Annotated in this window: 26 protein-coding genes; 13 read left to right on the top strand and 13 right to left on the bottom strand. The window is 60.6% G+C overall.

The window, feature by feature from the left end:
* Nucleotides 1-9 precede the first annotated feature (9 nt).
* From AC0IW7_RS18215 to AC0IW7_RS18195, 5 genes are all read left to right on the top strand, one after another.
* Nucleotides 10-297: an ESPR-type extended signal peptide-containing protein gene (locus tag AC0IW7_RS18215; protein ID WP_471819872.1), complete on the top strand. Its 288-nt coding sequence runs from the start codon at nucleotides 10-12 to the stop codon at nucleotides 295-297.
* The gene (locus AC0IW7_RS18210) at nucleotides 284-2,641 is read left to right on the top strand and encodes a hypothetical protein (protein WP_471819870.1); all 2,358 of its coding nucleotides are present in this window, start codon (nucleotides 284-286) and stop codon (nucleotides 2,639-2,641) included. Before AC0IW7_RS18215 ends, AC0IW7_RS18210 begins: the two co-directional genes overlap by 14 nt.
* A gap of 196 nt (nucleotides 2,642-2,837) precedes the next feature.
* Nucleotides 2,838-3,989, top strand: a complete 1,152-nt coding sequence (gene dapE, locus AC0IW7_RS18205; protein ID WP_471819868.1) for a succinyl-diaminopimelate desuccinylase — start codon at nucleotides 2,838-2,840, stop codon at nucleotides 3,987-3,989.
* Nucleotides 3,989-4,801, top strand: a complete 813-nt coding sequence (locus tag AC0IW7_RS18200) for a putative RNA methyltransferase (protein ID WP_471819866.1) — start codon at nucleotides 3,989-3,991, stop codon at nucleotides 4,799-4,801. The genes dapE and AC0IW7_RS18200 overlap by 1 nt, the downstream gene beginning before the upstream one ends.
* A 30-nt stretch (nucleotides 4,802-4,831) precedes the next feature.
* A complete protein-coding gene (locus AC0IW7_RS18195) occupies nucleotides 4,832-5,215 on the top strand; it encodes a hypothetical protein (RefSeq protein ID WP_471819865.1) in 384 nt (127 codons plus the stop codon).
* Between the two features lie 157 nt (nucleotides 5,216-5,372).
* Here AC0IW7_RS18195 and AC0IW7_RS18190 read toward each other — a convergent pair whose 3' ends face one another.
* Entirely contained in the window at nucleotides 5,373-5,582 is a 210-nt protein-coding gene (locus AC0IW7_RS18190) for a cold shock domain-containing protein (RefSeq protein WP_110616040.1), read from the bottom strand.
* Nucleotides 5,583-5,988: 406 nt separating this feature from the next.
* Between AC0IW7_RS18190 and plsB the strand changes: the two genes are divergently transcribed.
* Entirely contained in the window at nucleotides 5,989-8,472 is a 2,484-nt protein-coding gene (gene plsB, locus AC0IW7_RS18185; protein ID WP_471819863.1) for a glycerol-3-phosphate 1-O-acyltransferase PlsB, read from the top strand.
* A gap of 156 nt (nucleotides 8,473-8,628) precedes the next feature.
* Here the strand turns inward: plsB and AC0IW7_RS18180 are convergent, their stop codons facing one another.
* Both AC0IW7_RS18180 and mdaB read right to left on the bottom strand, forming a co-directional pair.
* Complete coding sequence (locus AC0IW7_RS18180) at nucleotides 8,629-9,024, bottom strand: hypothetical protein (RefSeq protein WP_471819861.1); 396 nt, start codon at nucleotides 9,022-9,024, stop codon at nucleotides 8,629-8,631.
* A 112-nt stretch (nucleotides 9,025-9,136) separates the two neighbouring features.
* On the bottom strand, nucleotides 9,137-9,721 hold the full coding sequence (gene mdaB, locus AC0IW7_RS18175; protein WP_471819860.1) for an NADPH:quinone oxidoreductase MdaB: 585 nt from the start codon (nucleotides 9,719-9,721) through the stop codon (nucleotides 9,137-9,139).
* A 160-nt stretch (nucleotides 9,722-9,881) separates the two neighbouring features.
* Between mdaB and AC0IW7_RS18170 the strand changes: the two genes are divergently transcribed.
* The 3 genes from AC0IW7_RS18170 to AC0IW7_RS18160 all read left to right on the top strand — a co-directional run bounded on the left by AC0IW7_RS18170 (nucleotide 9,882) and on the right by AC0IW7_RS18160 (nucleotide 11,694).
* Nucleotides 9,882-10,199, top strand: coding sequence for a putative quinol monooxygenase (locus tag AC0IW7_RS18170; RefSeq protein ID WP_471819858.1), 318 nt, complete (start codon nucleotides 9,882-9,884; stop codon nucleotides 10,197-10,199).
* A gap of 108 nt (nucleotides 10,200-10,307) precedes the next feature.
* Entirely contained in the window at nucleotides 10,308-10,922 is a 615-nt protein-coding gene (locus AC0IW7_RS18165; RefSeq protein ID WP_471819856.1) for a Yip1 family protein, read from the top strand.
* Nucleotides 10,923-11,004: 82 nt separating this feature from the next.
* On the top strand, nucleotides 11,005-11,694 hold the full coding sequence (locus AC0IW7_RS18160) for a DUF4197 domain-containing protein (RefSeq protein ID WP_463381920.1): 690 nt from the start codon (nucleotides 11,005-11,007) through the stop codon (nucleotides 11,692-11,694).
* 55 nt (nucleotides 11,695-11,749) lie between these two features.
* On the opposite strand, the gene AC0IW7_RS18155 is transcribed toward AC0IW7_RS18160, so the two are convergent.
* Nucleotides 11,750-14,830, bottom strand: coding sequence for an efflux RND transporter permease subunit (locus AC0IW7_RS18155; RefSeq protein WP_471819854.1), 3,081 nt, complete (start codon nucleotides 14,828-14,830; stop codon nucleotides 11,750-11,752).
* Between the two features lie 6 nt (nucleotides 14,831-14,836).
* Nucleotides 14,837-15,940 carry an efflux RND transporter periplasmic adaptor subunit gene (locus AC0IW7_RS18150; RefSeq protein ID WP_471819852.1) on the bottom strand — a complete coding sequence of 368 codons (1,104 nt, stop codon included), beginning with the start codon at nucleotides 15,938-15,940 and terminating at the stop codon, nucleotides 14,837-14,839.
* Between the two features lie 94 nt (nucleotides 15,941-16,034).
* Here AC0IW7_RS18150 and AC0IW7_RS18145 point away from each other — a divergent pair, with 94 nt between their 5' ends.
* On the top strand, nucleotides 16,035-16,673 hold the full coding sequence (locus AC0IW7_RS18145; RefSeq protein ID WP_122492715.1) for a TetR/AcrR family transcriptional regulator: 639 nt from the start codon (nucleotides 16,035-16,037) through the stop codon (nucleotides 16,671-16,673).
* 62 nt (nucleotides 16,674-16,735) lie between these two features.
* On the opposite strand, the gene AC0IW7_RS18140 is transcribed toward AC0IW7_RS18145, so the two are convergent.
* The 8 genes from AC0IW7_RS18140 to ppc all read right to left on the bottom strand — a co-directional run bounded on the left by AC0IW7_RS18140 (nucleotide 16,736) and on the right by ppc (nucleotide 24,795).
* Nucleotides 16,736-17,515, bottom strand: a complete 780-nt coding sequence (locus AC0IW7_RS18140) for a class I SAM-dependent methyltransferase (RefSeq protein ID WP_471819851.1) — start codon at nucleotides 17,513-17,515, stop codon at nucleotides 16,736-16,738.
* Nucleotides 17,516-17,559: 44 nt separating this feature from the next.
* Nucleotides 17,560-18,228: an extensin-like domain-containing protein gene (locus AC0IW7_RS18135; protein WP_471820052.1), complete on the bottom strand. Its 669-nt coding sequence runs from the start codon at nucleotides 18,226-18,228 to the stop codon at nucleotides 17,560-17,562.
* A 26-nt stretch (nucleotides 18,229-18,254) separates the two neighbouring features.
* Nucleotides 18,255-19,085 (bottom strand): isocitrate lyase/PEP mutase family protein, encoded by an 831-nt coding sequence (locus AC0IW7_RS18130; protein WP_471819850.1) that lies wholly within the window; start codon nucleotides 19,083-19,085, stop codon nucleotides 18,255-18,257.
* 65 nt (nucleotides 19,086-19,150) lie between these two features.
* Nucleotides 19,151-20,008: a DUF72 domain-containing protein gene (locus AC0IW7_RS18125; protein WP_471819849.1), complete on the bottom strand. Its 858-nt coding sequence runs from the start codon at nucleotides 20,006-20,008 to the stop codon at nucleotides 19,151-19,153.
* Between the two features lie 7 nt (nucleotides 20,009-20,015).
* The gene (locus tag AC0IW7_RS18120) at nucleotides 20,016-20,360 is read right to left on the bottom strand and encodes a hypothetical protein (RefSeq protein WP_122492720.1); all 345 of its coding nucleotides are present in this window, start codon (nucleotides 20,358-20,360) and stop codon (nucleotides 20,016-20,018) included.
* A gap of 175 nt (nucleotides 20,361-20,535) precedes the next feature.
* Nucleotides 20,536-21,216: a tRNA (adenosine(37)-N6)-threonylcarbamoyltransferase complex dimerization subunit type 1 TsaB gene (tsaB, locus tag AC0IW7_RS18115; protein WP_471819847.1), complete on the bottom strand. Its 681-nt coding sequence runs from the start codon at nucleotides 21,214-21,216 to the stop codon at nucleotides 20,536-20,538.
* A gap of 93 nt (nucleotides 21,217-21,309) precedes the next feature.
* Nucleotides 21,310-21,957 (bottom strand): adenylate kinase, encoded by a 648-nt coding sequence (gene adk, locus AC0IW7_RS18110; protein ID WP_471819845.1) that lies wholly within the window; start codon nucleotides 21,955-21,957, stop codon nucleotides 21,310-21,312.
* A 201-nt stretch (nucleotides 21,958-22,158) separates the two neighbouring features.
* Complete coding sequence (gene ppc / locus AC0IW7_RS18105; RefSeq protein WP_471819843.1) at nucleotides 22,159-24,795, bottom strand: phosphoenolpyruvate carboxylase; 2,637 nt, start codon at nucleotides 24,793-24,795, stop codon at nucleotides 22,159-22,161.
* A gap of 223 nt (nucleotides 24,796-25,018) precedes the next feature.
* Here ppc and AC0IW7_RS18100 point away from each other — a divergent pair, with 223 nt between their 5' ends.
* The 3 genes from AC0IW7_RS18100 to AC0IW7_RS18090 all read left to right on the top strand — a co-directional run bounded on the left by AC0IW7_RS18100 (nucleotide 25,019) and on the right by AC0IW7_RS18090 (nucleotide 26,897).
* Complete coding sequence (locus tag AC0IW7_RS18100) at nucleotides 25,019-25,363, top strand: pilin assembly protein (RefSeq protein ID WP_463381909.1); 345 nt, start codon at nucleotides 25,019-25,021, stop codon at nucleotides 25,361-25,363.
* A gap of 293 nt (nucleotides 25,364-25,656) precedes the next feature.
* On the top strand, nucleotides 25,657-26,067 hold the full coding sequence (locus AC0IW7_RS18095; RefSeq protein WP_463551617.1) for a DUF4398 domain-containing protein: 411 nt from the start codon (nucleotides 25,657-25,659) through the stop codon (nucleotides 26,065-26,067).
* 53 nt (nucleotides 26,068-26,120) lie between these two features.
* Nucleotides 26,121-26,897: an OmpA family protein gene (locus AC0IW7_RS18090; protein WP_463381907.1), complete on the top strand. Its 777-nt coding sequence runs from the start codon at nucleotides 26,121-26,123 to the stop codon at nucleotides 26,895-26,897.
* The last annotated feature ends 11 nt before the right edge of the window (nucleotides 26,898-26,908 follow it).

Here is a 26,908-nt window from a genome sequence, read left to right as displayed (position 1 = left end):
GACCCGGCCATGAACAAACACTGCTTTCGCCTCGTCTTCAGCAAGCCCCTGGGCTTTTTAATTCCCGTTGCGGAAATCACTACTGCCCAGCGCAAACCTGGGCAGCGGCAGGGGCCTGCTGCTAGTTCGGTTGAGGCCAAGCCGCCGGCGTTTTCGCTTAAACACCTCGCGCTTTCTCTGCTAGTGGCGGGCGTGCCGAGTTGGGCGGCCGCCGAGATTCTGCTGGATCGCAGCGGCGGCGGCAGTGTGGCCAGTGCTGCCAATGGCGTGCCAGTGATCGAGATTGCCAATACGTGAAATAGGTTTTGAATCGATCGACGACTATTTCAGCGGCTTTACGGAAGACCAGCGCCACACCGACTTTTATGACCAAGCCCAGCGTAGCGTCTTGAAATCCCTGGAAGAAGCGTTGGAAGGCCCCCAACTGCAAATAATGACTGAGGCAATTAAAGCGGGTCTTCATGTGGATTTCATCGATGGCGGTCGTTATATGGACGACGATGTAATAGACAACCTTGACGAATTATCCGTCCGCAATGCGTATATGACAAAAAAACTCAGTGGAGAGAAGAAATATAGCGAACCTGGTGTACTAGGATTGTTTGGCCTCGAACACTCTAGAACCTATGCAGGGACCGATGGAACACTCCAACCGGCCATGCAGCAAACATTAAATTTCCCCCAGAATCGAGTGCATGAAACATTTGCTTTATATCATGACCATACAACCGGCGAATACTTCTTCCCTTGGTCGCACCTTGGCGCGATGGCCAATCAAACAGCGGAGATGTCCTTATCCTTCCCTTATAAGAAGACGGCAGCAGACCAACAGTACAAGGCTCGAACAAATAAAAGCCATGTCATCATCGACGCATCTGATGGTGCCGCGGACGAACGCATCAAGCGTATTGTAGAACAACGCCCGTCCACCAGTATAATTTTCAAGCCCTCCGACACCCACGGCCTTGAGTACATCTCAGGAACAAGGCTTAACATCGACCACCTTCCTACCAAAGCCTACCTATTTGGTAACGAAAACAGCGACAGTTCGAAGTTAGACCGCCTGCTTTCGCATGCGGCCCTTAAGCTAGATGCAGATCTAGCTGATATTTCAGTTAAAAAGATTTACGTCGGTAGCCCGCAAACGCCCGTAGAGGAAGGGAGCCAACGTGGTAGCAAATCTATCCAGGTTAATAGCGACCTTATTCACTCATCCAACAAGCACCCCCAAGAAGAAGGCACGAACAAAACGGCGACTATAAGCCAGCCAAGCGCTGGCAAAGACAGGGCGACTGCCCCCGATCCACTAACGCTAGCGCCCCCGTCCGGTCGCTCGCACGCGGCGGATTTTATCGCTGAGGCCAGGGCAGAACAAATGATAAGCCCTGAATCGAAAGAGTACCTTGATCAGGTAAAACTGGTAATTGCCGAACAGTTAAACACTGGGCCCGTGCTGCTAGGCGAATACCATTTGTTGCCCGAAGCGTTACTCCTGACCAAGCAACTTATTTCAGAAGACAGGGTCAAGCGACTGGTACTTGAGTCTCCGCCGTTGAGCGAACTGCTGCATGATCAAGAGGCCGCCAACATCAGCCATTATATGGCGACGAAAAAAATATCCTCGACTGGGGAACTTGTCGCCACGCTTCCAGAGCTAGGAGATTCTTCAGATCACCTTGAGCGAGTTCTACACTGGCAAGAAAAGATAAAGCCATTTGCCGACGAGTTAAAAAGCTCGGGATGGGCATCACTGGACACTTACCTTGCCAATTTTCAGCCTAGCGATGCTGCATCGGAACGTTTTCGCCAAGCGCAGTATTTATTTAATGAAGCAACCGCGGCAGCCGGTAACGACGAGTACAACCAATTGGCTTCTCATGCGATTAGCTCAGGCACGCAAATAGCCTTTGTCGACGGAGGTCGGACTCGTAACGAGTATACGGACAATGGAAGTATAGCTGCTTATGATGGCGATTCTTTTCATCTACGCAACTTGGACATGGCCAACCGGATCAAGCCCGACGGAGACGAGATTGCCGCCGGGACGCTTGGATTGTTCGGATTGGATCATCTGAAGACATCCGTTTCCAATCAAGGAACGCTGAACCCTGCTTTACAAGAGCTTCTAAACATACCCGAAGATCGAGTTCATCAGCTCATGCCGATGTTCACGGACCTACAATCAGGCAAGGAATACTTCCCGTCACTCATTCAACCCAGAGCCAGCCACGCAGGCGCGTCAATTACGCATCCTTTCAAGTTACTGCCTGAATATAATCAGCAGAACGGCGAGCAAAGGCTCTATCAAGAACGAAAAAATAGAAGCCACGTAATTGTCAATCTTGTAGGGGATAAAGCGGCATCCGAAATAGCCGGACTACAGGACGCGCATCCTTCGAGCAACATCACTTTTTCAGGCGATCGCAAGGGCCTACGCTACGAATCTGGCATAGCAGTGAACTTTAGTTCCGACATTAAAACCAAAGTCTATATTCTGTCAGATCCCGCCAAACCGACTCTCTCGACCGAGTTTGTGTTGAGCCAATTAGGAAAGATGTTGGGGAGGGACGAAAAGAACTTCAAAGTAAAGGAAGGCTTGCTGGAAAGCGACAGCGATAGCGGAGCAGATACCCCGTTATAAATCGGCAAAACCAAATCCACCCATAGCCAGTGGCGGCGGACCGCATCAAAGCGGTGCCACCGCCGCGCCAGCGCAGCGTACAGGTCCCTGCTCCGAACCTCGGACTGCCTGGTCACGACGCTTTGCCCAAGGCACTCCGCTTCGATATTGCTAGAATGCCCACCCTCAATTCGTACGCCGCCGTTGGAGCTGCTTCATGACCGTCGTCTCGTCCCCGCTTTCGCCCACGTTGCAACTGGCTTGCGATCTGATCCGCCGTCCCTCGGTTACCCCGGTGGATGCCGATTGCCAGGCGGTGATGATCGAGCGACTGCGGGCGCTGGGTTTTGCCATCGAGCCGATGCGCATCGAAGACGTCGATAACTTCTGGGCAACCCATGGCGGCGAAGGCCCGGTGCTGTGTTTCGCCGGCCACACCGACGTAGTGCCCACCGGCCCCTTGCAGGCGTGGCAGCACGCGCCGTTCGATGCCAAGGTCGATGAAGACGGCATGCTTTGCGGCCGTGGCGCGGCGGATATGAAAGGCAGCCTGGCGTCGATGATCATCGCCGTGGAGCGCTTTGTGGCGGACTACCCCAACCACAAAGGGCGCATCGCCTTTCTGATTACCAGCGACGAAGAAGGCCCGGCGCACCACGGCACCAAAGCGGTGGTCGAGCGTTTGGCGGCACGTAACGAGCGCCTGGACTGGTGCATCGTTGGCGAACCGTCGAGCACTACCTTAGTGGGCGATGTGGTCAAGAACGGCCGCCGCGGCTCGCTCGGTGCCAAGCTCACGGTGCGCGGCGTGCAAGGCCATGTGGCCTATCCGCACTTGGCGAAAAACCCGATCCACTTGGCCGCGCCGGCGCTAAGCGAATTAGCCGCCGAGCATTGGGATGACGGCAACACCTTCTTCCCGCCGACTAGTTTCCAGATTTCCAACCTCAACGCCGGCACCGGCGCCACCAACGTCATTCCGGGCGAGCTGGAGGCGGTGTTCAATTTCCGTTTTTCCACCGAATCCACCGTTGAAGGGCTGCAGCAACGCGTGGCCGTGATTCTCGATAAACACGGCCTGGACTGGCATGTGGAATGGTCGCTGTCGGGCTTGCCATTCCTTACCGAACCGGGCGACTTGCTCGATGGCGTGGCGGCAGCGATCAAGTCGGTTACCGGCCGCGACACCAAGCCGTCTACCAGCGGCGGCACGTCTGATGGACGTTTTATCGCCACCCTTGGCACACAGGTGGTGGAGCTCGGCCCGGTCAACGCCACCATTCACCAAATCAACGAACGGGTACTGGCCAGCGATCTCGACACCCTCACCGAGATCTACTACCAAACCCTCGTCAACCTGCTCGCCTGATGCTCGCCTGTCCCATTTGCAGCGCGCCGCTGCACGCGGTTGATAACGGGGTCGCCTGCCCGGCGAACCACCGTTTCGACCGCGCACGCCAGGGTTACCTGAACCTGTTGCCGGTGCAGCACAAAAACAGCCGCGACCCTGGCGACAACCAGGCCATGGTCGAAGCGCGTCGGCGTTTTCTCGACGGCGGGCACTACGCGCCGGTGGCCAAACGCCTCGCCGAATTGGTGGCTGAACGCGCGCCCACGCAGTGGCTGGACATCGGCTGCGGCGAAGGCTATTACACCGCGCAGGTCGCTGACGCCGTGCCGGCGGCCGATGGCTATGCGCTGGATATTTCCCGCGAGGCGGTAAAGCGCGCGTGCAAACGCAGCCCGCAGTTGACCTGGCTGGTGGCGAGCATGGCGCGTATTCCCTTGGGCGATGCCAGTTGCCAGGCGCTGATCAGCGTATTCAGCCCACTGGACTGGCAAGAAGCCAAACGCGTGCTCAGCCCCGGCGGCGGCTTGCTGCGCATCGGCCCAACCAACGAGCACCTGATGGAATTGCGCGAAAAGCTCTACGACCAGGTGCGTGACTACAGCGATGAAAAACACCTGGCCCTGGTGCCCGACGGCATGCGCCACGCCCACAGCGAAACGCTGCAATTCACCTTGAGCGTGGACAGCGAACAGGCCCGCGCCGACCTGCTGGCCATGACGCCTCATGGCTGGCGCGCCAGTGCCGAGCGCAGGGAAGCAGTGGTAGCCGCAGCGCTGAAAGTCACCGTGTCCATGCGCTACGATTGGTTTGAGTTAGATCGCCAAGCCTGAGCGGCGAATCCTGAATTAGAGAGAACCCCCATGCGCCAACCCGACATCGAAATCTATGTAAAAGACGCCGACCACAACGCCATCACCCACTGGCTGAGTAAGGCGCTGGGCCCGTGTTCAGCGTGGCGGCAACAGGGGCAGACCTACAAATGCAGCATCACCACCAGCGAAGGGCTGATCCCCGTGACCTGGCTGCCCAAAGCCGTGGGTAAGTGGAACAGCCTGTTTCTGGAAAGCGACATCACCCCATGGGACGACGACCTCGCCTGCGCCCGCGCCGCCTTCGCTGCGCTGAACGTGGAAGTACGGTGCGCGCCGGGTGGCTGGAGTGAGGAAGAGGCAGAAGAACAGGCTGATCGCTGGATTCGCATCAGCGCCGATGGGGAAGAAGAGATTACCTGGCATACCAGTTGAAGCGGATTCCCACGACTGTCGTTTGCAGGGATCGCGGCTAAAGCCGCTCCTACAGATGGTGCAGAACTTGTGGGAGCGGCTTTAGCCGCGATGCTGTTAACGTTTGAAATCAAAAAGCCCTGCACGAGCGGGGCTTTTTGTTGGGTAACCGGAGCATTCAGCCTTTGGTTACGTCCTCGGCCTGCGGGCCCTTTTGACCATCGATTACAGCAAACTCAACGCGATCGCCTTCATTCAGGGACCGGTGGCCTTCGCCGCGAATCGCGCGGTAGTGAACAAACACGTCGGCGCCACTTTCACGCTGAATGAAGCCATAGCCTTTGGAATCATTGAACCACTTAACGGTTCCTGTCTCGCGTTCAGCCATTACTACTTTCTCCAACTCGCATTTTTTTATGTCCTCTCAAAGGAGGTATCGACGGATCAGCGGCGGCACATCGAAGCGAAGCGGCGCCGGCTGATTGCGTAAGCACAAAGCCTGCCAAGCAATTTCCGCCACTGCGCCCCATGCCTCGTGATAGAGCGGTCTAGCGGCTTTTTATGTCAGGTACGTGCGTACGAAAAACCGGTTTACTACTGCCGATTTTGTGGGCATCGGTAACATTTCGGTGCGCGTTCGAGGGGATCAGCCCCCGCTTGCGGCAACCGGCGTAACCTCGCCCCCACGCGCGCCCAAACGGCGTCGGCTGGTGTGCCAGATGCCTTTTGCCGCCGGGCATTTCATACGGCAAACTAGCGTCCCCGAGCCGAGGCTCGATTTCGACAGACTCTGTATGACCCGCTCCCCGTTTCGCCGTCTTGTCTTCGGTACCCTGCGCCGCCTTTTGTATCTCTGGGTGCGCTCGGAAACCATCAACCAGTCCGCCTTCACCCTCAAGCTCGACCGCAGCAAGCCGGTGCTCTATGTGCTGCAGCAGCCGTCGCTGAGTGACCTGGCGGTGCTCGACAGAGAGTGCACCAAGGCCGGACTGCCGCGTCCGGTGGTGCCGGTGGCCGTTGGCGATCTGATTGAGCCGGCTGCATTCTTCTACCTCAACCCCGAGCCGGGTTGGCTGGGCACGCCGAGCAAGCCCGGCACGTCGCCGACCTTGGTACGCCTGGTCGGTGCGCTGAATCAGCACGCAGTGGAAGACGCGCAAATCGTGCCGGTGAGCGTGTTTTGGGGCCAGTCCCCCGACCGCGAAACCAGCCCGTGGAAACTGCTCTTTGCCGACAGTTGGGCGGTGACCGGGCGCCTTCGCCGTCTGGTGAGCATTCTGATTTTGGGGCGCAAAACCCGCGTGCAGTTCTCGGCGCCGATTCACCTGCGCGAAATCGTGGCGCAAGACAAAGGCCACGAGCGCACCCTGCGCATGGTGCAACGCCTGTTGCGGGTGCACTTTCGCAACCAGCGCGCGGCCGTCATTGGGCCGGACGTGTCGCACCGTCGCAATCTGGTGAAAGGCCTGGTGCACGGTCCGTTGGTGCGCCAAGCCATTGCCGAGGAAGTCGAGCGCGAGAAAATCTCGCCGGCTAAAGCTGAAGCCCTGGCGCTGCGCTACGGCAACGAAATCGCTTCGGACTACACCTATACCGCCATCCGGTTCCTGGAGCTGGTGCTGAGCTGGTTCTGGAACAAGATTTACGACGGCATCAAGGTCAACCACATCGAAGGCGTGCAAGACGTAGCGCAGGGGCACGAGGTGATTTACGTGCCCTGCCACCGCAGCCATATCGATTACCTGCTGCTCTCTTACCTGCTGTTCCGCAACGGCCTGACGCCGCCGCACATTGCGGCCGGCATCAACCTGAACATGCCGGTCATCGGTGGCCTGCTACGTCGTGGCGGCGCCTTCTTTATGCGCCGCACCTTCAAGGGCAATCCGCTGTACACGGCGGTGTTCAACGAATACCTGCACACCTTGTTCAGCAAGGGCTTCCCGGTTGAGTACTTCGTGGAAGGCGGTCGCTCGCGCACCGGGCGCATGTTGCAGCCCAAGACCGGCATGCTGGCGATCACCTTGCGCAGCTTCCTGCGCTCCAATCGCCTGCCGGTGGTGTTTGTGCCGGTGTACATCGGTTACGAGCGCGTGCTCGAAGGCCGCACTTACCTGGGCGAGCTGCGCGGTGCGAGCAAGAAGAAAGAGTCGATCTTCGATATTTTCAAAGTCATCGGCGCGCTCAAGCAGCGCTTTGGCAGCGTGTGGGTGAACTTCGGTGAGCCGATCAAGCTGGCCGAATTCCTCGATGCCGATCAACCGGGCTGGCGCGAGCAGGAACTGGGGCCGCAATACCGCCCCGAGTGGCTGAGCGACAGCACCCATCGGTTGTCCGAGCGCGTGGCGCAGCACCTCAACGAGGCGGCGGCCGTGAACCCGGTGAACCTGGTGGCGCTGGCGTTGCTGTCTACCAGCAAACTGGCACTCGACGACCGCGCCCTCACCCGCGTGCTCGACCTGTACCTGACCCTGCTCCGCGCCGTGCCGTATTCGCCGCACACCACGTTGCCCGAAGGCGACGGCCAGGCGCTGATTCAGTACGTGCAAGGCATGAAGTTGCTCGCCGAGCAGAAAGATTCGCTGGGCAAGATTCTGTATCTGGATGAGCAGAACGCCATCCTGATGACCTACTACCGCAACAACGTGCTGCATATTTTCGCCCTACCGGCGTTGCTCGCCAGCTTCTTCCAGAGCAGCGCGCGCATGAGCCGCGAGCAGATTCTGCGTTACACCCGTGCGTTGTATCCGTACTTGCAGTCGGAGCTGTTTATCCGCTGGAACGTGGATGAACTGGAGCCGGTGGTGGATCAATGGCTGGCAGCGTTTGTCGAGCAAGGGCTGCTGAAGTTCGAGAACGATGCCTACGTGCGCCCGGCGCCGAGCTCGCGCAATTTCGTGTTGCTGACGCTGCTGTCGCGCGCCATCGCGCAAACCTTGCAGCGTTTCTACATGGCCACGGCCCTGCTGCTTAATGCCGGGCAGAACACCATCAGCGCGGAAGAGCTGGAAGACCTGTGTACGGTGATGGCGCAGCGCTTGTCGATTCTCCACGGCCTGAATGCCCCGGAGTTTTTCGACAAGAGCCTGTTCCGTCACTTCATCCAGACCCTGCTCGACCAAGGCGTGCTGCGCCAGGACCAGGCCGGCAAGCTCAGCCACCATCCGCTGCTCAACGAGCTGGCCGAAGGCGCGGCCAAGCGGGTATTGCCGGCAGAGATTCGCTTGTCCATTCGCCAGGTGGCGATGGATCGCAGCGAGGATCTGGTGGACGGGTTGTAAGGGTCTGGCAGATGTGAAAAAGGGAGCGCTGAGCGCTCCCTTTTTTTGCCTGGAAATCACCTTTTGCAGGGATCGCGGCTGAAGCCGCTCCTACAGGATGGCGGTGTTTGGGGGAGCGGCTTTAGCCGCGATTCCTGCAAAACACCACTCTGGCGATCAACGCGCCAAACGCTGGTTCCGGCGCAAATCAATCATGTCTTGATGGGTACAGGTCAGCGGCGAAGCGCCGGTGAGGTCGTAGCAGGTCTGGCCGAATTTCATTGGCCAATAAATGATCGCGAACGGTGGCCAGAAAATCGAGCCGACCCGGAAGCGCGAACGCAGTTTGCCTTCTTGCAACACGGTGCCGTTGTCGTCGGTGATTTTGTACGGAATACCACCCGCAGCACTCCAGGCGAACGGACGAGTTTTGATCAGTCCTTGGTTGTACTGGGTGTCGCGTTTGTAGATTTCGACTGTGCTGTGCTCAGGCAGCTTGAAATAGGCGGCGGTGGAGCAGCCACTCACCAGAGCGGCCAGCGCCAACGCGCCGGCAATACGGGAGAACTTCATTGCGCGGAATGTCCTTATAGTCGCCGCCTGGAACGTTGGCGGGCGCGCATAGTGCCAACCTGCCACTTGTAATGCCAGTCCTCCGGTCTCCTTGCACTGCCGTGCTACGCGATCAGACCTTGAATACGCTCGCCAGGTGCTGCTCATAGCGGGCGATGTCTGCTTCCACGTTCGGGCGCTTCATCACATCCACGCTCAAAAAGGTCGGCAAGCCGGTCATGCCGAGGAATTGATTGGCTTTGTGAAACGGGAAGTACACCGCGTCCACGCCTTTGCCTTCGAAGAAATCGGTGGGCTCATCGAAGGCTTGCTGGGGCGCGTTCCAGGTCGCGGAAATCATGTACTGCTTACCGTGCAGCAAGCCGCCGCTGCCGTATTTCTGCGACGCATCGGAACGGGTGCGGCCGTCGTTGGCGTACAGGCTGCCGTGACCTTCGGTGAACACTTCGTCGATGTACTTTTTCACGGTCCAAGGCGCGCCCATCCACCAGCCCGGCATCTGATAAATGATCACGTCGGCCCAGAGAAACTTTTGCACTTCTTCCGCTACGTCATAGCCGCCATCGATAAAGGTTTCGCGAACGTCAAAACCGGAGCGATCGAGAAAGCTCAGCGCGGCGTCGTGCAGGGTCTGGTTGTAGCGGCCATCGGAGTGGGCGAACTGTTTGCCGCCATTAAGCAGAAGGATATTTTTCACGGGGAAAACCTCGGTGAGTGAGTCGATGGCCGGCAGACTACCGGCCTCACGCGAGGAGAAAAACCGCAGGGGGCGCAAATGATATTTGCTCAAAAAGCACGAATAACTCACCAACTCCCCATTTAAAATGCAGCAATCAACCTCACCCCGAGCCGTCCCCATGAGCGAACAACCCTACGGTTTTATTCTGCACGCCTACACCAAACCCGAAATGTCCAACGCCTTCGAGGCGCTGTTCAGCACTTATGTCGAACCCAGCCGCGCGGAACCGGGCTGCATCGAATACCACATGCTGCGCGACGCTCAAGACCCGACCCTGTTCATCTTTTATGAGGTCTGGCAAAGCAAAGCGCACCTCGACGCGCACTCGGCCTTGCCGCATATGCAGCGTTTCGCTGAGACGCGGATGGACTACCTGACGCGCGATTTCGACATTCGACCCATCGTCATGCTCAGCCCCTCGTCTGCCAACCGTTGAGCCCGAAGCGGCAAAAACTCTTGAAACCCTCAGCGCAGGTCGCGTCTAAACCAGTAACCGGTCGGCATCCATCGATACGTCGCACCGATCTGCGCGAGGACCCGAATGATGAGTACGCACCTGATCAAACTCTTCACCCAGCCGGACCGCGTCTGGACTGAAATCCGCAAGGAAGAGGAAGAGAAACCCCATAATTACTGGCCGCATCTGATTTTTCTTGGGCTGATTCCGCCCTTCGCCCTGTTTATAGGCACTACCCGTGTGGGCTGGAGCCTGGCGGAGAACGAGACGGTTCGCCTGACCGCCGACAGCGCCCTGGCACTGAGCGCGATGATCTATGCCGCGACCTTGATCGGCACGGCGTTGATGGGCTTTTTCATTCGCTGGATGTCGCGCACATTCGACGCCCGCCCCACCCTGAACCAGTGCATCGGCTTCGCCGCGTACACCGCCTCGCCGCTGTTTGTCGCCGGCTTGGCCGGGCTCTACCCGAGCCGCTGGCTGGCTGTGTTTGTGCTACTGGCCGCCTGCGCTTACTCGACGTTCCTGCTGTACGTTGGCCTGCCCACTTTTATGCGCAATAACCAGAAGCAAGGCTTTCTGTTTGCCTCCAGCGTGTGGGGCGTTTCCGTGCTCACGCTGACCACGGTGCTGGTGTCGGCGATTCTCTATTGGTACTTCTACCTGCCGCCCGAATACCTGCGCGGCCCGATGGGCCAGTAACCGTCGTCAACACACCGCCCGGGTTTGCCTGGGCGGTGCGCTCAGCTAAGCTCCGGCCATTCACCACAATAGGAATGCGCCCATGCTTCGCTCCACTGCCACCTTCGCCACCCTGCTCGCCGGCATTGCGCTTTCCGCGCAGGCGTTCGCGTTGTCCATTAGCGACCTCTCGCAAACCGACGCCAGCAGCGGCCTTAAAGATGCCCTGACCCAAGGTGCGCAAATTGCCGTGAAAGAACTCGGCAAGCCGGGTGGCTTCAGCAACAACGACGAGGTACGCATCGAGTTGCCCGGCAAGCTCGGCAAAGCCGCCAAGGCGATGAAAATGATGGGCATGGGCGCGCAGGTCGACCAACTCGAAACCAGCATGAATAAAGCCGCCGAAGCCGCGGTGCCGCAAGCTCAGGCGCTGCTGGTGGATGCTGTGAAAAAAATGACCGTGGCCGATGCCAAAGGGATTCTGGCCGGCAAGGATGACGCCGCCACCCAATACTTGAACAAAAGCAGCCGCGAGCAGATTCGCGCCAAGTTCTTGCCCATCGTCAAGCAAGCCACCGACCAGGTTGGCCTGGCCAAGCAGTACAACGCCTTCGCCAGCCAGGCTGCGACCCTTGGTGCTGTGGATGCAAAAAGCGCCAATATCGAAAACTACGTGACAGAGAAAGCGCTCGATGGCTTGTTCGAGATGATCGCCAAACAGGAAGCCACCATCCGCGAAAACCCGGCGGCAGCGGCAACCAGCCTGGCCAAGAAAGTGTTCGGCGCGCTGTAAGCCACGCCCACGACAGCCACAAAAAAGCCCGGCCAATTCGCCGGGCTTTTTTGTTCTACTCGGCGACCTTCTCTTCCGGTCGCACCTTGAACCACGCGGCATACAAGGCCGGAAGGAACAATAAGGTCAGCGCCGTCGCCACAATCAGCCCCCCCATGATCGCCACCGCCATCGGCCCGAAGAAGGTACTGCGCGACAGCGGAATCATCGCCAGCACCGCCGCCAGTGCGGTGAGCACGATGGGACGGAAGCGCCGCACCGTGGCGTCGATAATGGCGTGCCAGCGGTCATGGCCGGCGTTGATGTCTTGCTCGATCTGGTCCACCAGAATCACCGAGTTACGCATGATCATGCCGGACAAGGCGATGGTGCCGAGCATGGCCACAAACCCGAACGGCTGGTTGAACACCAGCAAGAACAAGGTCACGCCGATCAGGCCCAGGGGCGCGGTGAGAAACACCATGGCCGAGCGCGAGAAGCTTTTCAGCTGCAACATCAACAACCCCAACACCACCACGATAAACAGCGGAATACCGGCGTTCACCGAGTTCTGGCCTCGGGCGGAATCTTCCACCGTGCCGCCCACGTCGAGCAGGTAACCATCGGGCAGCTTGGCGCGCACATCGCTGAGGGTCGGTAGGATCTGTTTGACGATGCTGGCCGGCTGCTCCTTGCCGTAGACATCGGCGCGGACGGTCACCGTCGGCAGACGATCGCGGTGCCAGATAATGCCTTCTTCAAAGCCGTACTTGAGCGTGGCAATTTGCGACAGCGCCACGCTCTGGCCCGTGTCGGTCGGCACCGACAGGCTTGGCAGCAACGCCAACTGTTGGCGCTCACGCACGGTGCCGCGCAGCAGAATTTCGATCAACTCGTTGTCTTCGCGGTACTGGCTGACACTGTTGCCCGACAAGGCGCTTTGCAGAAAGGTCGACAGGCTGGCACTGCTCACGCCCAGGGCGCGGGCGCGTTCCTGGTCAATGCTCAGGTACACCACTTTGCTCGGTTCTTCCCAGTCCAGATGCACGTTGGTGACGTGTGAGTTTTCGCGCACGCGGTCCGCCACTTCACGCGCCAGGGTGCGCACTTCATCAATGTGCTCACCCGAGACCCGGAACTGCACCGGGTAGCCCACAGGCGGGCCGTTTTCCAGGCGCGTGATGCGGGTGCGCAAGGTCGGGAATTCGTTAGCCAGGGTTTCGATCAGCCATTTGCGCACGGCTTCGCGGTCTTCGATGGTCTTATTCAGCACCACGAATTGCGCAAAGCTGGCGGCCGGCAGTTGCTGGTCCAGCGGCAGGTAGAAACGCGGCGAACCGGTGCCGACGTAGGCCACATAGTTGTCGATGCCGGGGTGATCTTTAAGCAGGCTTTCCAGATGGCGAACCTGTTCTTCGGTGGCCTTCAACGACGCGCCTTCGCTGAGTTTCAAATCGACCATCAGCTCCAGTCGCCCCGAGGACGGGAAGAACTGCTGCGGCACGAACTTGAACATAAAGATCGAGCCGGCAAACAACGCCAGGGTCAGCACGATTACGGTTTTGCGATGCCCCACGCACCATTCGACAACCCCGCGCACACGGCGGTAGAACGGCGTCGAGTACGGATCGTGGCCGGCGTCGCTGCCGCCGTGTTTGGCGGCGTGCAGCTTGGCCAGGTCGGGCAGTAATTTTTCGCCGATATAGGGCACGAAAATCACGGCGGCGATCCACGACACCAGCAGCGCGATGGCCACCACCTGGAAGATCGAGCGGGTGTATTCGCCAGTGCCCGACTGCGCAGTGGCGATTGGCAGGAACCCGGCCGCCGTAATCAACGTGCCGGTCAGCATCGGGAAGGCGGTGCTGGTCCAGGCGAAACTCGCGGCTTTAAAGCGCGAGTACCCCTGCTCCATTTTGATCGCCATCATTTCAACGGCGATGATCGCATCGTCCACCAACAACCCCAGCGCCAGCACCAGCGCGCCTAGGGAAATTTTGTGCAGGCCGATGCCCAGGTAGTACATGGCCGTGAACGTCATGGCCAGCACCAGCGGAATCACCAGCGCCACCACCAGACCGATGCGCAACCCCAGGGAGAAGAAGCACACCAACATCACAATGGCCAGGGCTTCGACCAGCACCTGAACGAACTCGCCGACGCCGGTTTTCACCGCCGCGGGTTGGTCCGACACCTTGCTCAGCTGCATACCGGCCGGCAGCGTTTGCTGCATACGGGCAAATTCTTTTTCCAGGGCGCTGCCCAGCACCAGAATGTCGCCGCCGGGTTTCATCGACACGGTCAAGCCAATGGCGTCCTGGGCCATGAAACGCATGCGCGGCGCGGGCGGATCGCTGAAGCCACGATGCACTTCGGCGACATCGGAAATTCGGAATGTGCGGTCGCCGATGCGGATCGGGAAGGCTTTGATTTCATCCACCGACTCGAAGCGCCCCGTCACGCGCAATTGAATACGGTCTGACGGCGTTTCGAAAAAGCCCGACGAGGCCACGGTGTTTTGTTCTTCCAGCGCCTTTTGCACGGCCGCCATGGGCAAACCGAGGGTCGCGGCTTTGACGTTGGAAAGCTCGATCCAGATTTTCTCGTCTTGCAGCCCGAGCAGGTCGACCTTGCCCACGTCCTTAACGCGCTGCAGTTGCAGCTGAATGCGGTCGGCGTAGTCCTTGAGCACGGCGTAGTCGAAACCCTCGCCGGTCAGTGCATAGATGTTGCCGTAGGTGGTGCCGAATTCGTCGTTGAAGAACGGGCCTTGAATGCCTTGCGGCAAGGTGTAGCGGATGTCGCTGACCTTCTTGCGAATCTGGTACCAGAGCTCGGGAATGTCGCGGGAATTCATGGAATCACGGGCCATAAAAGTGACCTGCGATTCACCCGGACGCGAGAACGAAACGATCTTCTCGAACTCGCCGGTTTCCATCAGCTTTTTCTCGATGCGCTCGGTCACCTGCCGCGACACTTCTTCAGCGCTGGCGCCCGGCCACAGGGTGCGCACCACCATGGCCTTGAAGGTGAAGGGCGGGTCTTCGCTCTGCCCCAGTTTGGTGTACGACAGGCCCCCGACAAGGGCCAGCAGCAACATCAGGAACAGCACGATCTGCCGATTGCGCAGCGCCCATTCGGATAGGTTGAAGCTCATCCGTGCTTACTCCTGCGCTGCCAGTTTGACCGAGCGATTGGCGTGGTCCACCGGCCGAACTTCCTGGCCTTCACGCAGTACTTGAACACCAGCGGCGACGACCCAGTCGGTGGCTTGCAACCCTTCGAGCACCGGCACTTGGTCTTCGCCATACGGCCCGACCTTGACGCTGCGGCGCATCAGCTTGGCGGTTTTCGGTTCCACCACCCACACAAAGGGTTTGCCGCCTTCGGCACTCAGCGCCGACAGCGGAATGGCCAGCGGCACTTCACCGGCTACCGGCACGAACACGCGCGCGCTCTGGCCGAGGTCGGCTGGCACTTTATCGGCAGTGAAAGAAACGCGGGCGGCGTAGGTGCGCGATTGCGGATCGGCCGCTGGCGACAGTTCGCGGATACGTGCGGAATAACGTTTATCCGGACGCGACCAGAGCTCGACGAACACTTCCTGACCGATGCTGAAGCGCTCGATGCTGTGCTCCGGCAGGCTGATCAGCACCTCGCGCTCGCCATCGGCAGCCAAGGTGTAAACGGTTTGCCCGGCCGCGACCACGTTGCCCACTTCAACCAGACGCCGCGCCACCACGCCCGATTGGGTCGCGCGCAGCACGGAATAACCGGCCTGGTTGTTGGAGACATCGAATTCAGCCTTGGCCTGTTTCACCCGCGCTTCGCCGGCGCGGTACAGGTTTTCGGCGTTGTCGTACTGCGAGCGGCTGGCCATCTGCCGATCAAACAAGGTTTTGTACCGATCACGTTCGCTGCGCACCAACTGCAGGTTGGCGGTCGCGGCGGCCACTTGGGCGCGCTGGGCTTCCAGTTGCAGTTGCACGTCTTGCGGATCGAGCTCGGCCAGCGGCTGGTCCTTCTTCACCCGCGCGCCTACATCAACCAGGCGTTTGGTCACCTTGCCGCCGATGCGGAATGCCAGGTCCTGTTCCAGTCGCGCCCGCACTTCGCCGGGAAAGGTGTCGGCGGTTTCGCCGGCAGGCTGGGGCTGAACCACCAGGGCCGGACGCGGAGGAGTCTTCACTTCCTCAGCGGAGCCACAGGCAGCGAGCAAAACAACAAGCGAGACGGGCAATGCGAGTGGCAGGACATGGCGGAACATGATGTAAGACCTTTCGCGAATTAAGGCTTTGAATAATTGTACTGAGCGGTATAGTAAAAATAGCAAACTCGCCAGTCCAGTAATAAAACGCGAAATGTCAGACAATCTATTACCGCCAAGCGGACCCGGTCGTCCGAAAGACCTTACAAAGCGCGCCGCCATTCTTGATGCCGCGAAGAACCTGTTTCTGCGCCTGGGTTACGACGGCTGCAGCATGGATGCGATTGCCGCCGAAGCCGGCGTTTCGAAACTGACGGTGTACAGCCACTTCACCGACAAGGAGACACTGTTCTCCATGGCCGTGCGCGCCAAGTGCGAAGAGCAGATGCCGTTGGTGATTTTCGAGCTGCTGGAAACCGCGCCTATCGAAACCGTGCTGCTGAATGTTGCCCAGGCGTTTCATTGCCTGGTCAGCAGCCGCGAGTCCATCGAACTGCACCGCGTGATGATTTCCCTAGGCAGCCAGGACCCGAAGCTGGCGAAGATGTTTTACGAGTCCGGCCCGAAGGTCGTGCACGACGAAATGGCCGGGCTGCTGAGCAAGGCCGATCAGTTAGGGAAATTACGCATCGAGAATCCGGAGCTGGCCGCCGAGCATTTCCTGTGCCTGCTCAAAGGCGGCATCAACTTCCGGCTGCTGATTGGCTGCAATGCTGAAGATGAGTTGTGCTCCACCGAGGAGCAGATTGCCGACGCGGTGGCGATGTTTGTGCGGGCTTATTTGCCGCGTTGAATTGAAGAATTAAAAGCTCGCGGCTGAAGCCGCTCCCACAGGACTGCGGTGTTGGGGGCGCTTTAAGGCTTCAGCGCTTTTTTCGGGTAGATGTCGTAACGGCTCGATTTGCCGTCCAGCGCATAGCTGGGCTTGGGGCCAGCAATGATCGGCGCCTTGCGCGGGCGTTTGACCACCACCCGGTGCGTGGCCAGCGCCAGCGCCGCTTCGAGTAGCGCCGGGGCATCGAGGTCGTCGCCCACCAGCGGGCGGAACAGGCGCATTTCCTTTTTCACCAGCGCGCTTTTGTCGCGATGGGGAAACATCGGGTCGAGGTAAATCACCTGCGGCGCCTCCCCTTCCCAACCGCGCATCAATTCGATGGCGTTGCCGACCAGCAAGCGCATCTGCGCCACAATCGCGCCCACTTCCTCATCGCCTTTGGCACGCGCCAGGCCGTCTTCAAGCAACGCGGCAATCAGCGGTTGGCGCTCGATCATCGCCGTCTGGCAACCCAGGCTCGCCAACACAAACGCATCACGCCCCAGGCCCGCCGTGGCGTCCAGTACCGACGGCCGCACGCCCGGTTGCACGCCGACCGCCTTGGCGATCATTTGCCCCGTGCCGCCGCCAAACAAGCGCCGATGCGCCACCGCGCCTTCGACGAAATCGACCCGCACCGGCCCAGGCGCCTGCGGCCCGAGATCGGCCAATTGCAAACCGCTGTCGCCCAGTTGCAGGGCAAAGTCAGCCTCACCTTCCAGGGGCAAACCCAGGCGCGCGGCCCACTTCGCAGCGGCCTCGGTAAAGGCCGGCGCCAAAGCTTGGGCACGCACTACAACGCTGGGAATGTGATCGCTCATGGGCTGGCGGCTCGTGATAAAGGGGCGCGGCATTCTGCCAGAGCCTAGCGACAGAGGCGAAACATGCCCATGTCGAGGTGGAAATGGTCGTGATGCGCGGTGTTGTAATCCGGGCTCAGGGTGACATTGAACGCCTTGCAGCCAGCGTCGCGGGCCAGGCGCAGAAAGCGCGCCTCGTCATCGTCGCCGTTCCAGTCCCGCGCAACCGTAATGCGGCGGCCGTCGGCCAGACGGAAACCGGCGATATCCAAGGCATTGGCGCTGGCGTGCTGGCTGCGCCGTGAACTGTTGCCAATGTTGCGGCAGGCGAAGCTGCCGAGATGGTCGATGCGCGTCACCGCCTGGCCGTACACCGCTTGCGCAGCCGGTTGTAGACCGTGGCGTTCGTACATTGCGAAGGCCACGGCCAGCGGGCAGGTGGCGATAAAGCTGCTGCTGAAGGCCACCTGTGAGCCTTGCACCCGCACCACATTGCTCAGCGGGCAATTGGCCGTGGCGGCGTTGTCGGCCAAGGGTAAAAAACGCACCGGCGAGGTGGCCAAGGCTTGGGCGCACAGCTCACGGTCCTGGCTCAGACGCATCATTTTCCACGGCGTTAACCAATTCGGCGCCAGGCGCACATCCAGCGGCGCCCAAGGGTTCCACTGCGGCGGCACCTGCCACCAGCCGCGCCACACCGCGAACGGCGCGGCGCCCAGAACCACGATGGCGATTAACAATTTGAGCAGCCCGCGCACCGTCAGCCCTTGAACAGGTTGTTCAGCTGTTGGAACGGCATCGCCTGCTCGGCGAACGTGAAGCGGCCTTCGTGCTGGATAGCTTGGGCGGCGCGGAAGAATTCGCCGTAGGCCGCGCGGGCCAAGGACGAGCCGACGCTGATGCGCTTCACACCCAAATCCTGCAATTGCGCCACGGTGAGCGTCACGCCAGACAAGCCCATCAACACGTTCACCGGCTTGGGCGCCAGGGCGCGCACCACCGTTTCAATTTCCTGCACCGAACGCAGGCCCGGCGCGAACAACACGTCGGCACCCGCTTCGGCGAACACTTGCAAACGGCGGATGGTGTCGGCCAGGTCGTCGCGGCCATTCAACAGATTCTCGGCCCGCGCCGTGAGGGTGAACGGAAACGCCAGGCTGCGCGCAGCGGCGACGGCCGCTTGGACGCGCTCTACCGCCAGTTGGAAATCGTAGATCGGCGCCTCGGCGCGGCCGCTGGCGTCTTCGATGGAACCGCCGACCAAGCCGACTTCGGCCGCACGCTTGATGCAGATGGCGCAGCCTTCGGGATCATCGGCGAAACCGTTTTCCAGATCGCCCGCCACGGGCAAAGCGGTGGCAGCGACGATGGACTGCGCGTTGGCGAGGTTTTCCTCCAGCGACAGCGCGCCTTCGGCATCGGGTCGCCCAAGGGAAAATGCCAGGCCCGCGCTGGTGGTGGCCAAGGCTTTGTAGCCGAGGCTGGCGAGCATTTTCGCCGAGCCGGCATCCCACGGATTGGGGATTACAAACGCGCCGTCGCCGACGTGGAGTTGTTGGAAGGCGTGGGCGCGCTCGAGTTGCGAGGGCATAAAGGTGCGTCCTGCGTGGTGTTGGGTGATGGAGTAGCGCTGCTTGGCTATCGGGGACATTACCCTTAAAGCAGACCCAACTGCTCGGCCGCCGGTTCGACGTCTAACTCAGCAAGTGGCGGCAGGCCAGGCAATAACAGACTCAATTGCTGATGAAACCGTCGCGCCAGTTGCGCGGCCAATACGTTGTCGGGCGTGTGCAGAAACACATAAGGCGTACGCCCCTCTTCGATCCAAACGGCGACCTTGCTCAGCCACGGCTGCATAAACACGTCGTTGGCTGCCAGGTCGGGATGGCCGATAAAACGAAGCTGCGGAAACAGCGTGAATGCCGCGGGCCGAGTGGGCAAGCGCGGCTTCTTCGCCTGCGCGTGGAGTACCGCTGGGTCGTTGGATACGCAACTGAACAACGCCCGCGAGTCCAGACACACACGTTCCACGCCCTCGTCGAGCAACATGCGGTTCAGCGCGCGCTCGTCTTCCCCTTTGGCGAAGAACGCCGGATGACGCACCTCGACGGCCAACGGCACAGCCAGTTCAGCAATAAATGCGCGCAACTCGGCCAGGCGCTGCGGGCCGAACTTGGCGGGCAACTGCAACCAATACGGCGCCACGCGCGGACCCAACGGTTTTAACAGGCGGACAAAGGCGTGCGCGGCGTCGAGCTGGGCATAAAGGTCGGCGCTGTGGCTGATGTCGCGGGGCAATTTGGCGCAGAAGCGAAAGTGTTCCGGCATCTGCTCGGCCCAGCGTTGCACGGTGGCTTCCGAGGGCTGGGCATAGAAAGTGGTGTTGCCTTCAACCGTGTTGAAGACGTGGGCGTAGAGGCCGAGAAAGTCGGCGCTGCGGGCGCTGTCGGGATACAGATCACCGCGCCAGGCAGGTTCACTCCAGGAAGGACAACCGAGGAAATAGGGAAGCATCAAGGCTTCAGGCGTACGTATCGAGGCCGAGAATTTCCGTGGCGTCGGTTTCGTTCGAGTAGCTGGCGGTGCTGGCGTAACTGGCCAGAGCCTGCTGAGCGCGGGCGCTTACGCCGCTGCGCTGGGTGTACACGTCTTGCGAGCGGGCCGGCAGGCTGTCGCTGCTGGCATTGCTGGCTTGCACACGGCGTTGCTGAGGGGTGCTTTCGATACCTTGCGTGGTCGACGGGGTAGCGGGTACCTCACGACGCGCCTCTTGCTCGCGCTGAATCTCGCGAAAAGGCGTGACCGCGCTTCCCGGACGAGGGGTGCGATCCAGCGTGTAAGAGGAGGTAAAACCGTCGATGCGCATTACTGCTCGTACTTCTCTAGCAAAAGTATCGGAAATGGCTGACAGACATTGGCCAATCGCAACTACGGCCAATCTATGTGTCGGGTATGTAACCAGAGTCGATTTATAAGCGCAATCCGGGCTTACACAGCTAGTCGGAAATTACTTACAAGCGGGACGTTTTAGCGCCGGACGGTCAAGGCGCCGCTTTGGGCGTGGCCACGTTGTCGCGCAGGTATACCGGTTGCGCCTGATCCGCCGGCAGCGCTTCGCCACGGGCCCAGGCGCCTTGGGCCAGGGTGAGCAAGTCCAGGGCGTGGGGCAGCATGGCCGGTTCCTGGCCGACCACGGCTACCGGAATGCGCGCCGCGAAGGTGCCCCAGCCGGTGCCGGCGCCGAACCAGTCGCCGCTGGCGTCGCGCGGCAGGTTCGCTTGCTCGGGCGCGAGTACCGCTTCAACGCCGGCCAATCGCATTTCGCCCTGCTCGGCGCGGTAACAACCCCAATACACTTCGTCCATGCGCGCGTCGATGGCGCTCGCCACTTGCTGCGCGCCGTGCTCGCGCAATGCGCGCTGGGCCAGAACGGCCAGGTTCGACACCGGCAGCACCGGCCGATCCAGCGCAAACGCCAGCCCTTGCACCACGCCGATGGCAATCCGCACCCCGGTAAACGCGCCAGGACCCCGGCCGAAGGCGATGGCGTCCACGGCTGACAAGCTGATACCGCCTTCGGCGAGCAGGTCTTTGATCATCGGCAGCAAGCGCTGAGCATGCAGACGCGGAATCACTTCGTAGTGGCTCAGCACTTTGCCGTCATGCAGCAAGGCAACGGAGCAAGCTTCGGTTGCGGTATCCAGGGCCAGCAAAGTGCTCATCGGGGTATCCAGGGCTTGGTCGAAAAAAACGCTGCGCAGTATAAACGCCAACGGCCCGCAAGCGGGCCGTTGGTTTGAAGCGGGTCGGTTCGCTTAGCTGAGGGCCGCGAGAACCTTGGCAGTGATGTCTTCCACCGAGCCAACGCCTTCGATGTAGCTGTACTTGGGCGTGCCTTCAGCGGCGGACAGCTGCTGGTAGAAGTTCACCAGCGGCTTGGTTTGATCGTGATAAACCTTGAGGCGGTTGCGCACGGTGGCTTCGGTGTCATCCACGCGCTGCACCAGCTCGTCGCCGGTGACGTCGTCTTTGCCTTCCACTTTGGGCGGGCTGTAGACCAGGTGGTAAACACGGCCGGAGTCAGCGTGAACGCGACGACCGGAAATGCGCTGAACGATTTCCTCGTCGTCTACCGAGATTTCCACCACGTGATCCAGCTTCACACCGGCATCCTTCAAGGCTTCAGCCTGGGGAATGGTGCGCGGGAAGCCATCGAACAGGAAGCCGTTGGCGCAATCTGCTTGAGCGATGCGCTCTTTGATCAGGCCGATAATCAGGTCATCGGAAACCAGACCGCCGCTGTCCATCACGCCCTTCACCTGCAGACCCAGCTCGGTACCCGCTTTGACGGCTGCGCGCAGCATGTCGCCGGTCGAGATCTGTGGAATATTGAATTTCTCGGTGATGAAGCGAGCCTGGGTACCTTTGCCGGCACCGGGCGCTCCCAACAGAATCACGCGCATCTCTGTGCTCCTCAAGATTGAATAGAACTCGTTGGATTCGCCTCGTTGGGCCAATCTCGGTATAGGTCCCGGCAGCACGGAGCGGCCAAAAGGTTGATCAAGATACACAGCGCACCGGCACCGCACAAGCCACCGAAAGTATGAGCAAACCGGGCCTTTCAAGGCATCTGGAATGCCCTTTCCAGGCCCGTCGACAATGCCTTAACCGGTGTTGCGCAACCCCGCTGCAATACCTGCCACGCTGACCAGCAGCGCTTGCTCCAACGGGCTGTCTGCCTGGCGCTCGGACTGTCTAGAACGGGCCAGCAGCTCAGCCTGCAGAAGATGCAGCGGGTCGAGGTAAGTGTTCCTTACAGTGAAGGCCGACAACGTCTGAGGACTGTGCGCCAACAGCTGCGACTGACCAGTCAGGGTCAGTACACAGGACCCCGCCTGCGACAATAGGTCGCGTAAATGCGCACCCAGCGGTCGCAGCTCGTCTGACACCAGACGTTCGTCGTACAAACCGGCAATGGCGGCGTCTGCTTTGGCCAGCACCATCTCCAGCATGTCGATGCGCGTGCGAAAGAACGGCCAACGCTCGCGCATCTCGGCCAGCAGCTCGCCCTCGCCGCGCGCCAGCGCATTGCCCAGCGCAGCCTCCCAGCCCAGCCAGGCCGGCAGCATCAGGCGCGTTTGCGTCCAGGCGAATATCCACGGAATGGCGCGCAGGCTCTCCACCCCGCCTTCGCGCCGTTTCGCCGGCCGACTGCCCAGCGGCAACCGGCCCAATTCCTGCTCCGGCGTGGCTTGACGGAAATACTCAACGAACTGCGGGTGCTCACGCACCACGGCGCGGTAACCGGCCACGCCGTCCTCGGCCAATTTGCTCATCAAGTCTCGCCACGCCGGTTCCGGCACGGGTGGCGGTTGCACCGTGGCTTCCAGCACGGCGGCCAGGTACAGGTTGAGGTTTTGCTCGGCGATGTCGGGCAGACCGAACTTGAAGCGGATCATCTCGCCTTGCTCGGTGGTGCGGAACCGCCCCGCCACCGAGCCCGGCGGCTGCGACAGAATCGCCGCATGGGCCGGACCGCCGCCGCGCCCAACCGTGCCACCGCGACCGTGAAACAGCAGCAGTTCCACTTGATGCTCACGGCACACGTTCACCAACGCTTCCTGCGCGCGGTACTGCGCCCAGGCGGCGGCGGTGGTGCCGGCGTCTTTGGCCGAGTCGGAATAGCCGATCATCACTTCCTGCGGGCCATGCAAGCGTGAGCGATAGCCCGGCAGGCCAAGCAAGCGGTCAATGGCCGGGCCGGCGTTTTCTAGATCCGCCAGGGTTTCAAACAGTGGCACCACCCGGATCGGGCGTTGCAACCCGGCTTCTTTTAATAGGAGTTGCACCGCCAGCACATCCGAAGGCGCACCGGCCATGGAAATGACATACGAACCGAGCGAAGCCTGCGGCGCCTGGGCGACCACCTTGCAGGTGGCGAGCACTTCAGCGGTGTCGGCCGACGCCTGGTAATGAGCCGGCAACAAAGGCCGACGGTTGTTGAGCTCGCGCAGCAAAAACGCCACGCGGGTTTCCTCGTCCCAGTCCTGATAGCGACCCAAGCCGAGGAAGTCGGTGATTTCGCTCATGGCCGAGGCGTGGCGGGTCGAGTCCTGGCGCACATCCAGGCGCACCAGAAACAAGCCAAACGTGGCGGCGTTGCGCAGGCAATCGAGCAACGGGCCGTTGGCGATCACGCCCATGCCGCACTCATGCAGCGAGTGGTAGCAGCGCTCCAGCGGTTCCAGCAATTCGTTGTTGCTGTGCAGCACCGCTGCCGTCGGCGCGAGGTCGCCATGCAGCGCCGCTTCGGCCCAGGCCCGCGTGGCTTTCAGGCGCTCGCGCAGTTGTTTGAGCAGCGCGCGATACGGTTCCGGGCTGTCGCCCACCAGCTCGCGCACGGCGGCGTTTGCCTGCTGCATCGACAGTTCGCCGGCCAGGTTATCAACATCGCGCAGGTACAAATCCGCCGCCATCCAGCGCGCCAGCAACAACACTTCGCGGGTGATGGGCGCGGTGACATTGGGGTTGCCATCACGGTCGCCGCCCATCCAGGAGGCGAAACGAATCGGCGCCGCCGTCAGCGGCAAGCGCAGGCCGGTGGCGGCATACAGCGCGTCATCGGCGCCACGCAGGTATTTGGGCACCGCTTTCCACAGCGAATGCTCGATTACCGCGAAGCCCCACTTGGCTTCGTCGACCGGACTCGGCCGTGTACGGCGAATTTCTTCGGTGTGCCACGCCTCGGCGATCAGGCGGTGCAACCGCTGTTTGATCTGGTTGCGCTCGGCGGGCGAGAGGTCGCTGTGATCCTGCGCGGCCAGCTGCGCGGCGATGGCGTCGTACTTCTGGATCAGGGTGCGGCGAGACACTTCGGTCGGGTGCGCCGTCAGCACCAGCTCGATTTCCAGACGGCTCAGGTGGCGGGCCAATACCTCGGCGCTGTTACCGTCCTGCTTCAAACGCTCCAGCAATTGCGGCAGCACCTCGGCTTCGAAGCGCGGCGGTTCTTCCGGCCCCAAGCGGCGGACTTGATGATATTGCTCAGCAATGTTGGCCAGGTTGAGGAACTGGTTAAAGGCCCGCGCCACGGGCAGCAGTTCGTCTTCTTTCAAACTGTCGAGGGTGCTTGTCAGTTGCGCCGCGCCTTTCGCCGAGCCCTGACGGGCTGCTTTCGCGCCTTTACGAATGCGCTCGATCTTGTCGACAAACCCCTCGCCCCGCTGGGCGCCAATGGTTTCGCCGAGCAGTTCACCGAGCAGGTGGACGTCCTCACGCAACCGCGCGTCGATTTCAGCCATTCGCACTTCTCCGCTGCCAATTCATTGTTGTTGATGCACGCATGCGCTTGAGCTTAACCCGCGTTGGCCACTTCGCGAGCAGCGTCGTGAATGCGCCATGGTCGTGCAAGGGTGCGACGAACGGCGCCGCTCGAATGCGCAGCGGTCTAGTCTCAACCCTGTAAGCCCGGCGCCCGCTGCTCGGCTGCTGGGTGCTCATTCTCGTCAGACACCTGAGGACGCTATGAAGATTCGCGAACTGGTTCGCCAATGGGAAAACGATGCCACCGGCCGCCTGACCCGCAGCCCTTACGAAGTACACCTCGACCTAGAAGCCGCCGCGCGCCTGGCCGCGCTGGCCGAGATGTATCCCAAACGCCAGCCGCACGAACTGCTCGGCGAACTGATCGGCGCCGCGCTTGAAGAACTCGAAGCCGGCCTGCCGTATGTAAAAGGTACCCATGTAGTCGCCACCGACGAGCAGGGCGACCCGCTCTACGAAGACGTCGGCCCCACGCCGCGCTTTTTAGAACTGTCGAAAAAACACCTGCACCTGCTGAGCGAGCAACTTGACAGCACCAACCACTAACTACATTCGCCGTTACCAAAGCCCGCCGCAGCGATTTTCAGCGCCATGCCATTAAATTAATTGCATCGCTGCAAGCCCGCTGCGGCGGGCGTTTGCGCGTTTCGCTCGGACAAATAAGCGCCGCTTATCGTCAATTATGTTGAACATTTTTCGCAGCCCTCCAGTCGTAACGAGTAAGCCAGCGCATCAGCCACTAGCCGCAAACTAGTCGCCATCGTCGGCTAACTAGCGCTACTAAGCGTGCATCTGGAAGGCAAGTTGTCTTGAGTGAAGACATCTGTGGAGAAATACCAATGGAGCGGAATATCATGAAGACAAATCCTGCTGTCACCTCGAAATCTACTCTGCTGGCGGCCCTCGCTCTGGGCGGCAGCCTGCTGTTGACCGGCTGCGCCGGCAACCCACCGACCGAGCAGTTCGCCGTCACCAATACCGTGGTGAAAAGTGCGGCCGCAGCCGGCGGCGCCGAGTACGCACCGGTACAAATGAAAGCCGCGCAAGACAAGCTCACCCAAGCTGAGCAACTGCTGCGCGAAGACGAATACGAGCAAGCGCGCCTGTTGGCTGAACAAGCCGAGTGGGACGCCCGCGTAGCCGAACGCACTGCCCTGGCGACCAAGGCGCAGAAAATGCTGCAGGACTCGCAACAAGGCGTTCAGCAAATCCGTGAAGAAGGCGCTCGTACGCCGATCATCGTGCAGTAACGGGCCCGCCCCTCGCATAGATCGCGCCCTCGCTTAGATAAGGACAATCCCCTATGAACAAGTTGATTTCTGTTTCTGCCCTGTCGGTTCTGAGCCTGGCATTGGTGGCCTGCGCCTCCAAGCCCAACCCGAACCTGGACCAAGCACACAGCAACTACTCGGCCCTGACCGCCCAGCCGCAAGCGCAAACCCTGGCCGCGCTGGAAACCAAGGAAGCCGCCGACATGCTGGCCCGCGCCGACATCGCCTACGCCGATGGCAAGCCGCAAGCCCAGGTCGACCAGCTCGCCTACATCAGCAACCAGCGCGTAGAAGTCGCGCGTCAAACCCTGCTGCAAAAACAAGCTGAGCAACAACTGGCCAACGCCCCGGCCTTGCGCACCCAGGCGCAACTGGATGCGCGTAACAAACAGGTCGACACCTTGCTGCAGCAGCTGCAATCCAAGCAGACTCCGCGCGGCACCGTGGTCACACTGGGCGACGTACTGTTCCAGATTGATCGCGCCGAGCTGACCCCGAACGGTCTGCGCAACGTGCAGCAGTTGGGCACTTATTTGCAGCAGAACCCGAACAGCCAGGTGGTAGTGGAAGGTTTCACTGACAACACCGGCACCACCGACCACAACCTGCGCCTGTCGCAAGCACGTGCCGACTCGGTGCGTAGCGCCCTGGTCGCCATGGGCGTTTCGCCGACGCGCATCACTACCCACGGTTTCGGCAAAGACTATCCAGTGGCCAGCAACGCCACAGCGGATTCGCGCACGCTGAACCGTCGCGTTGAAGTGACCATTGCCGACGGCAATGCACCGGTGGCGCCGCGGGTTTTGTAAGGTAGCTCGCG

The organism is Pseudomonas sp. AC229 (assembly GCF_979254655.1).
The sequence above is the reverse complement of the archived record's forward strand: the minus strand, read 5'-3'. Positions and strand labels throughout refer to the sequence as shown.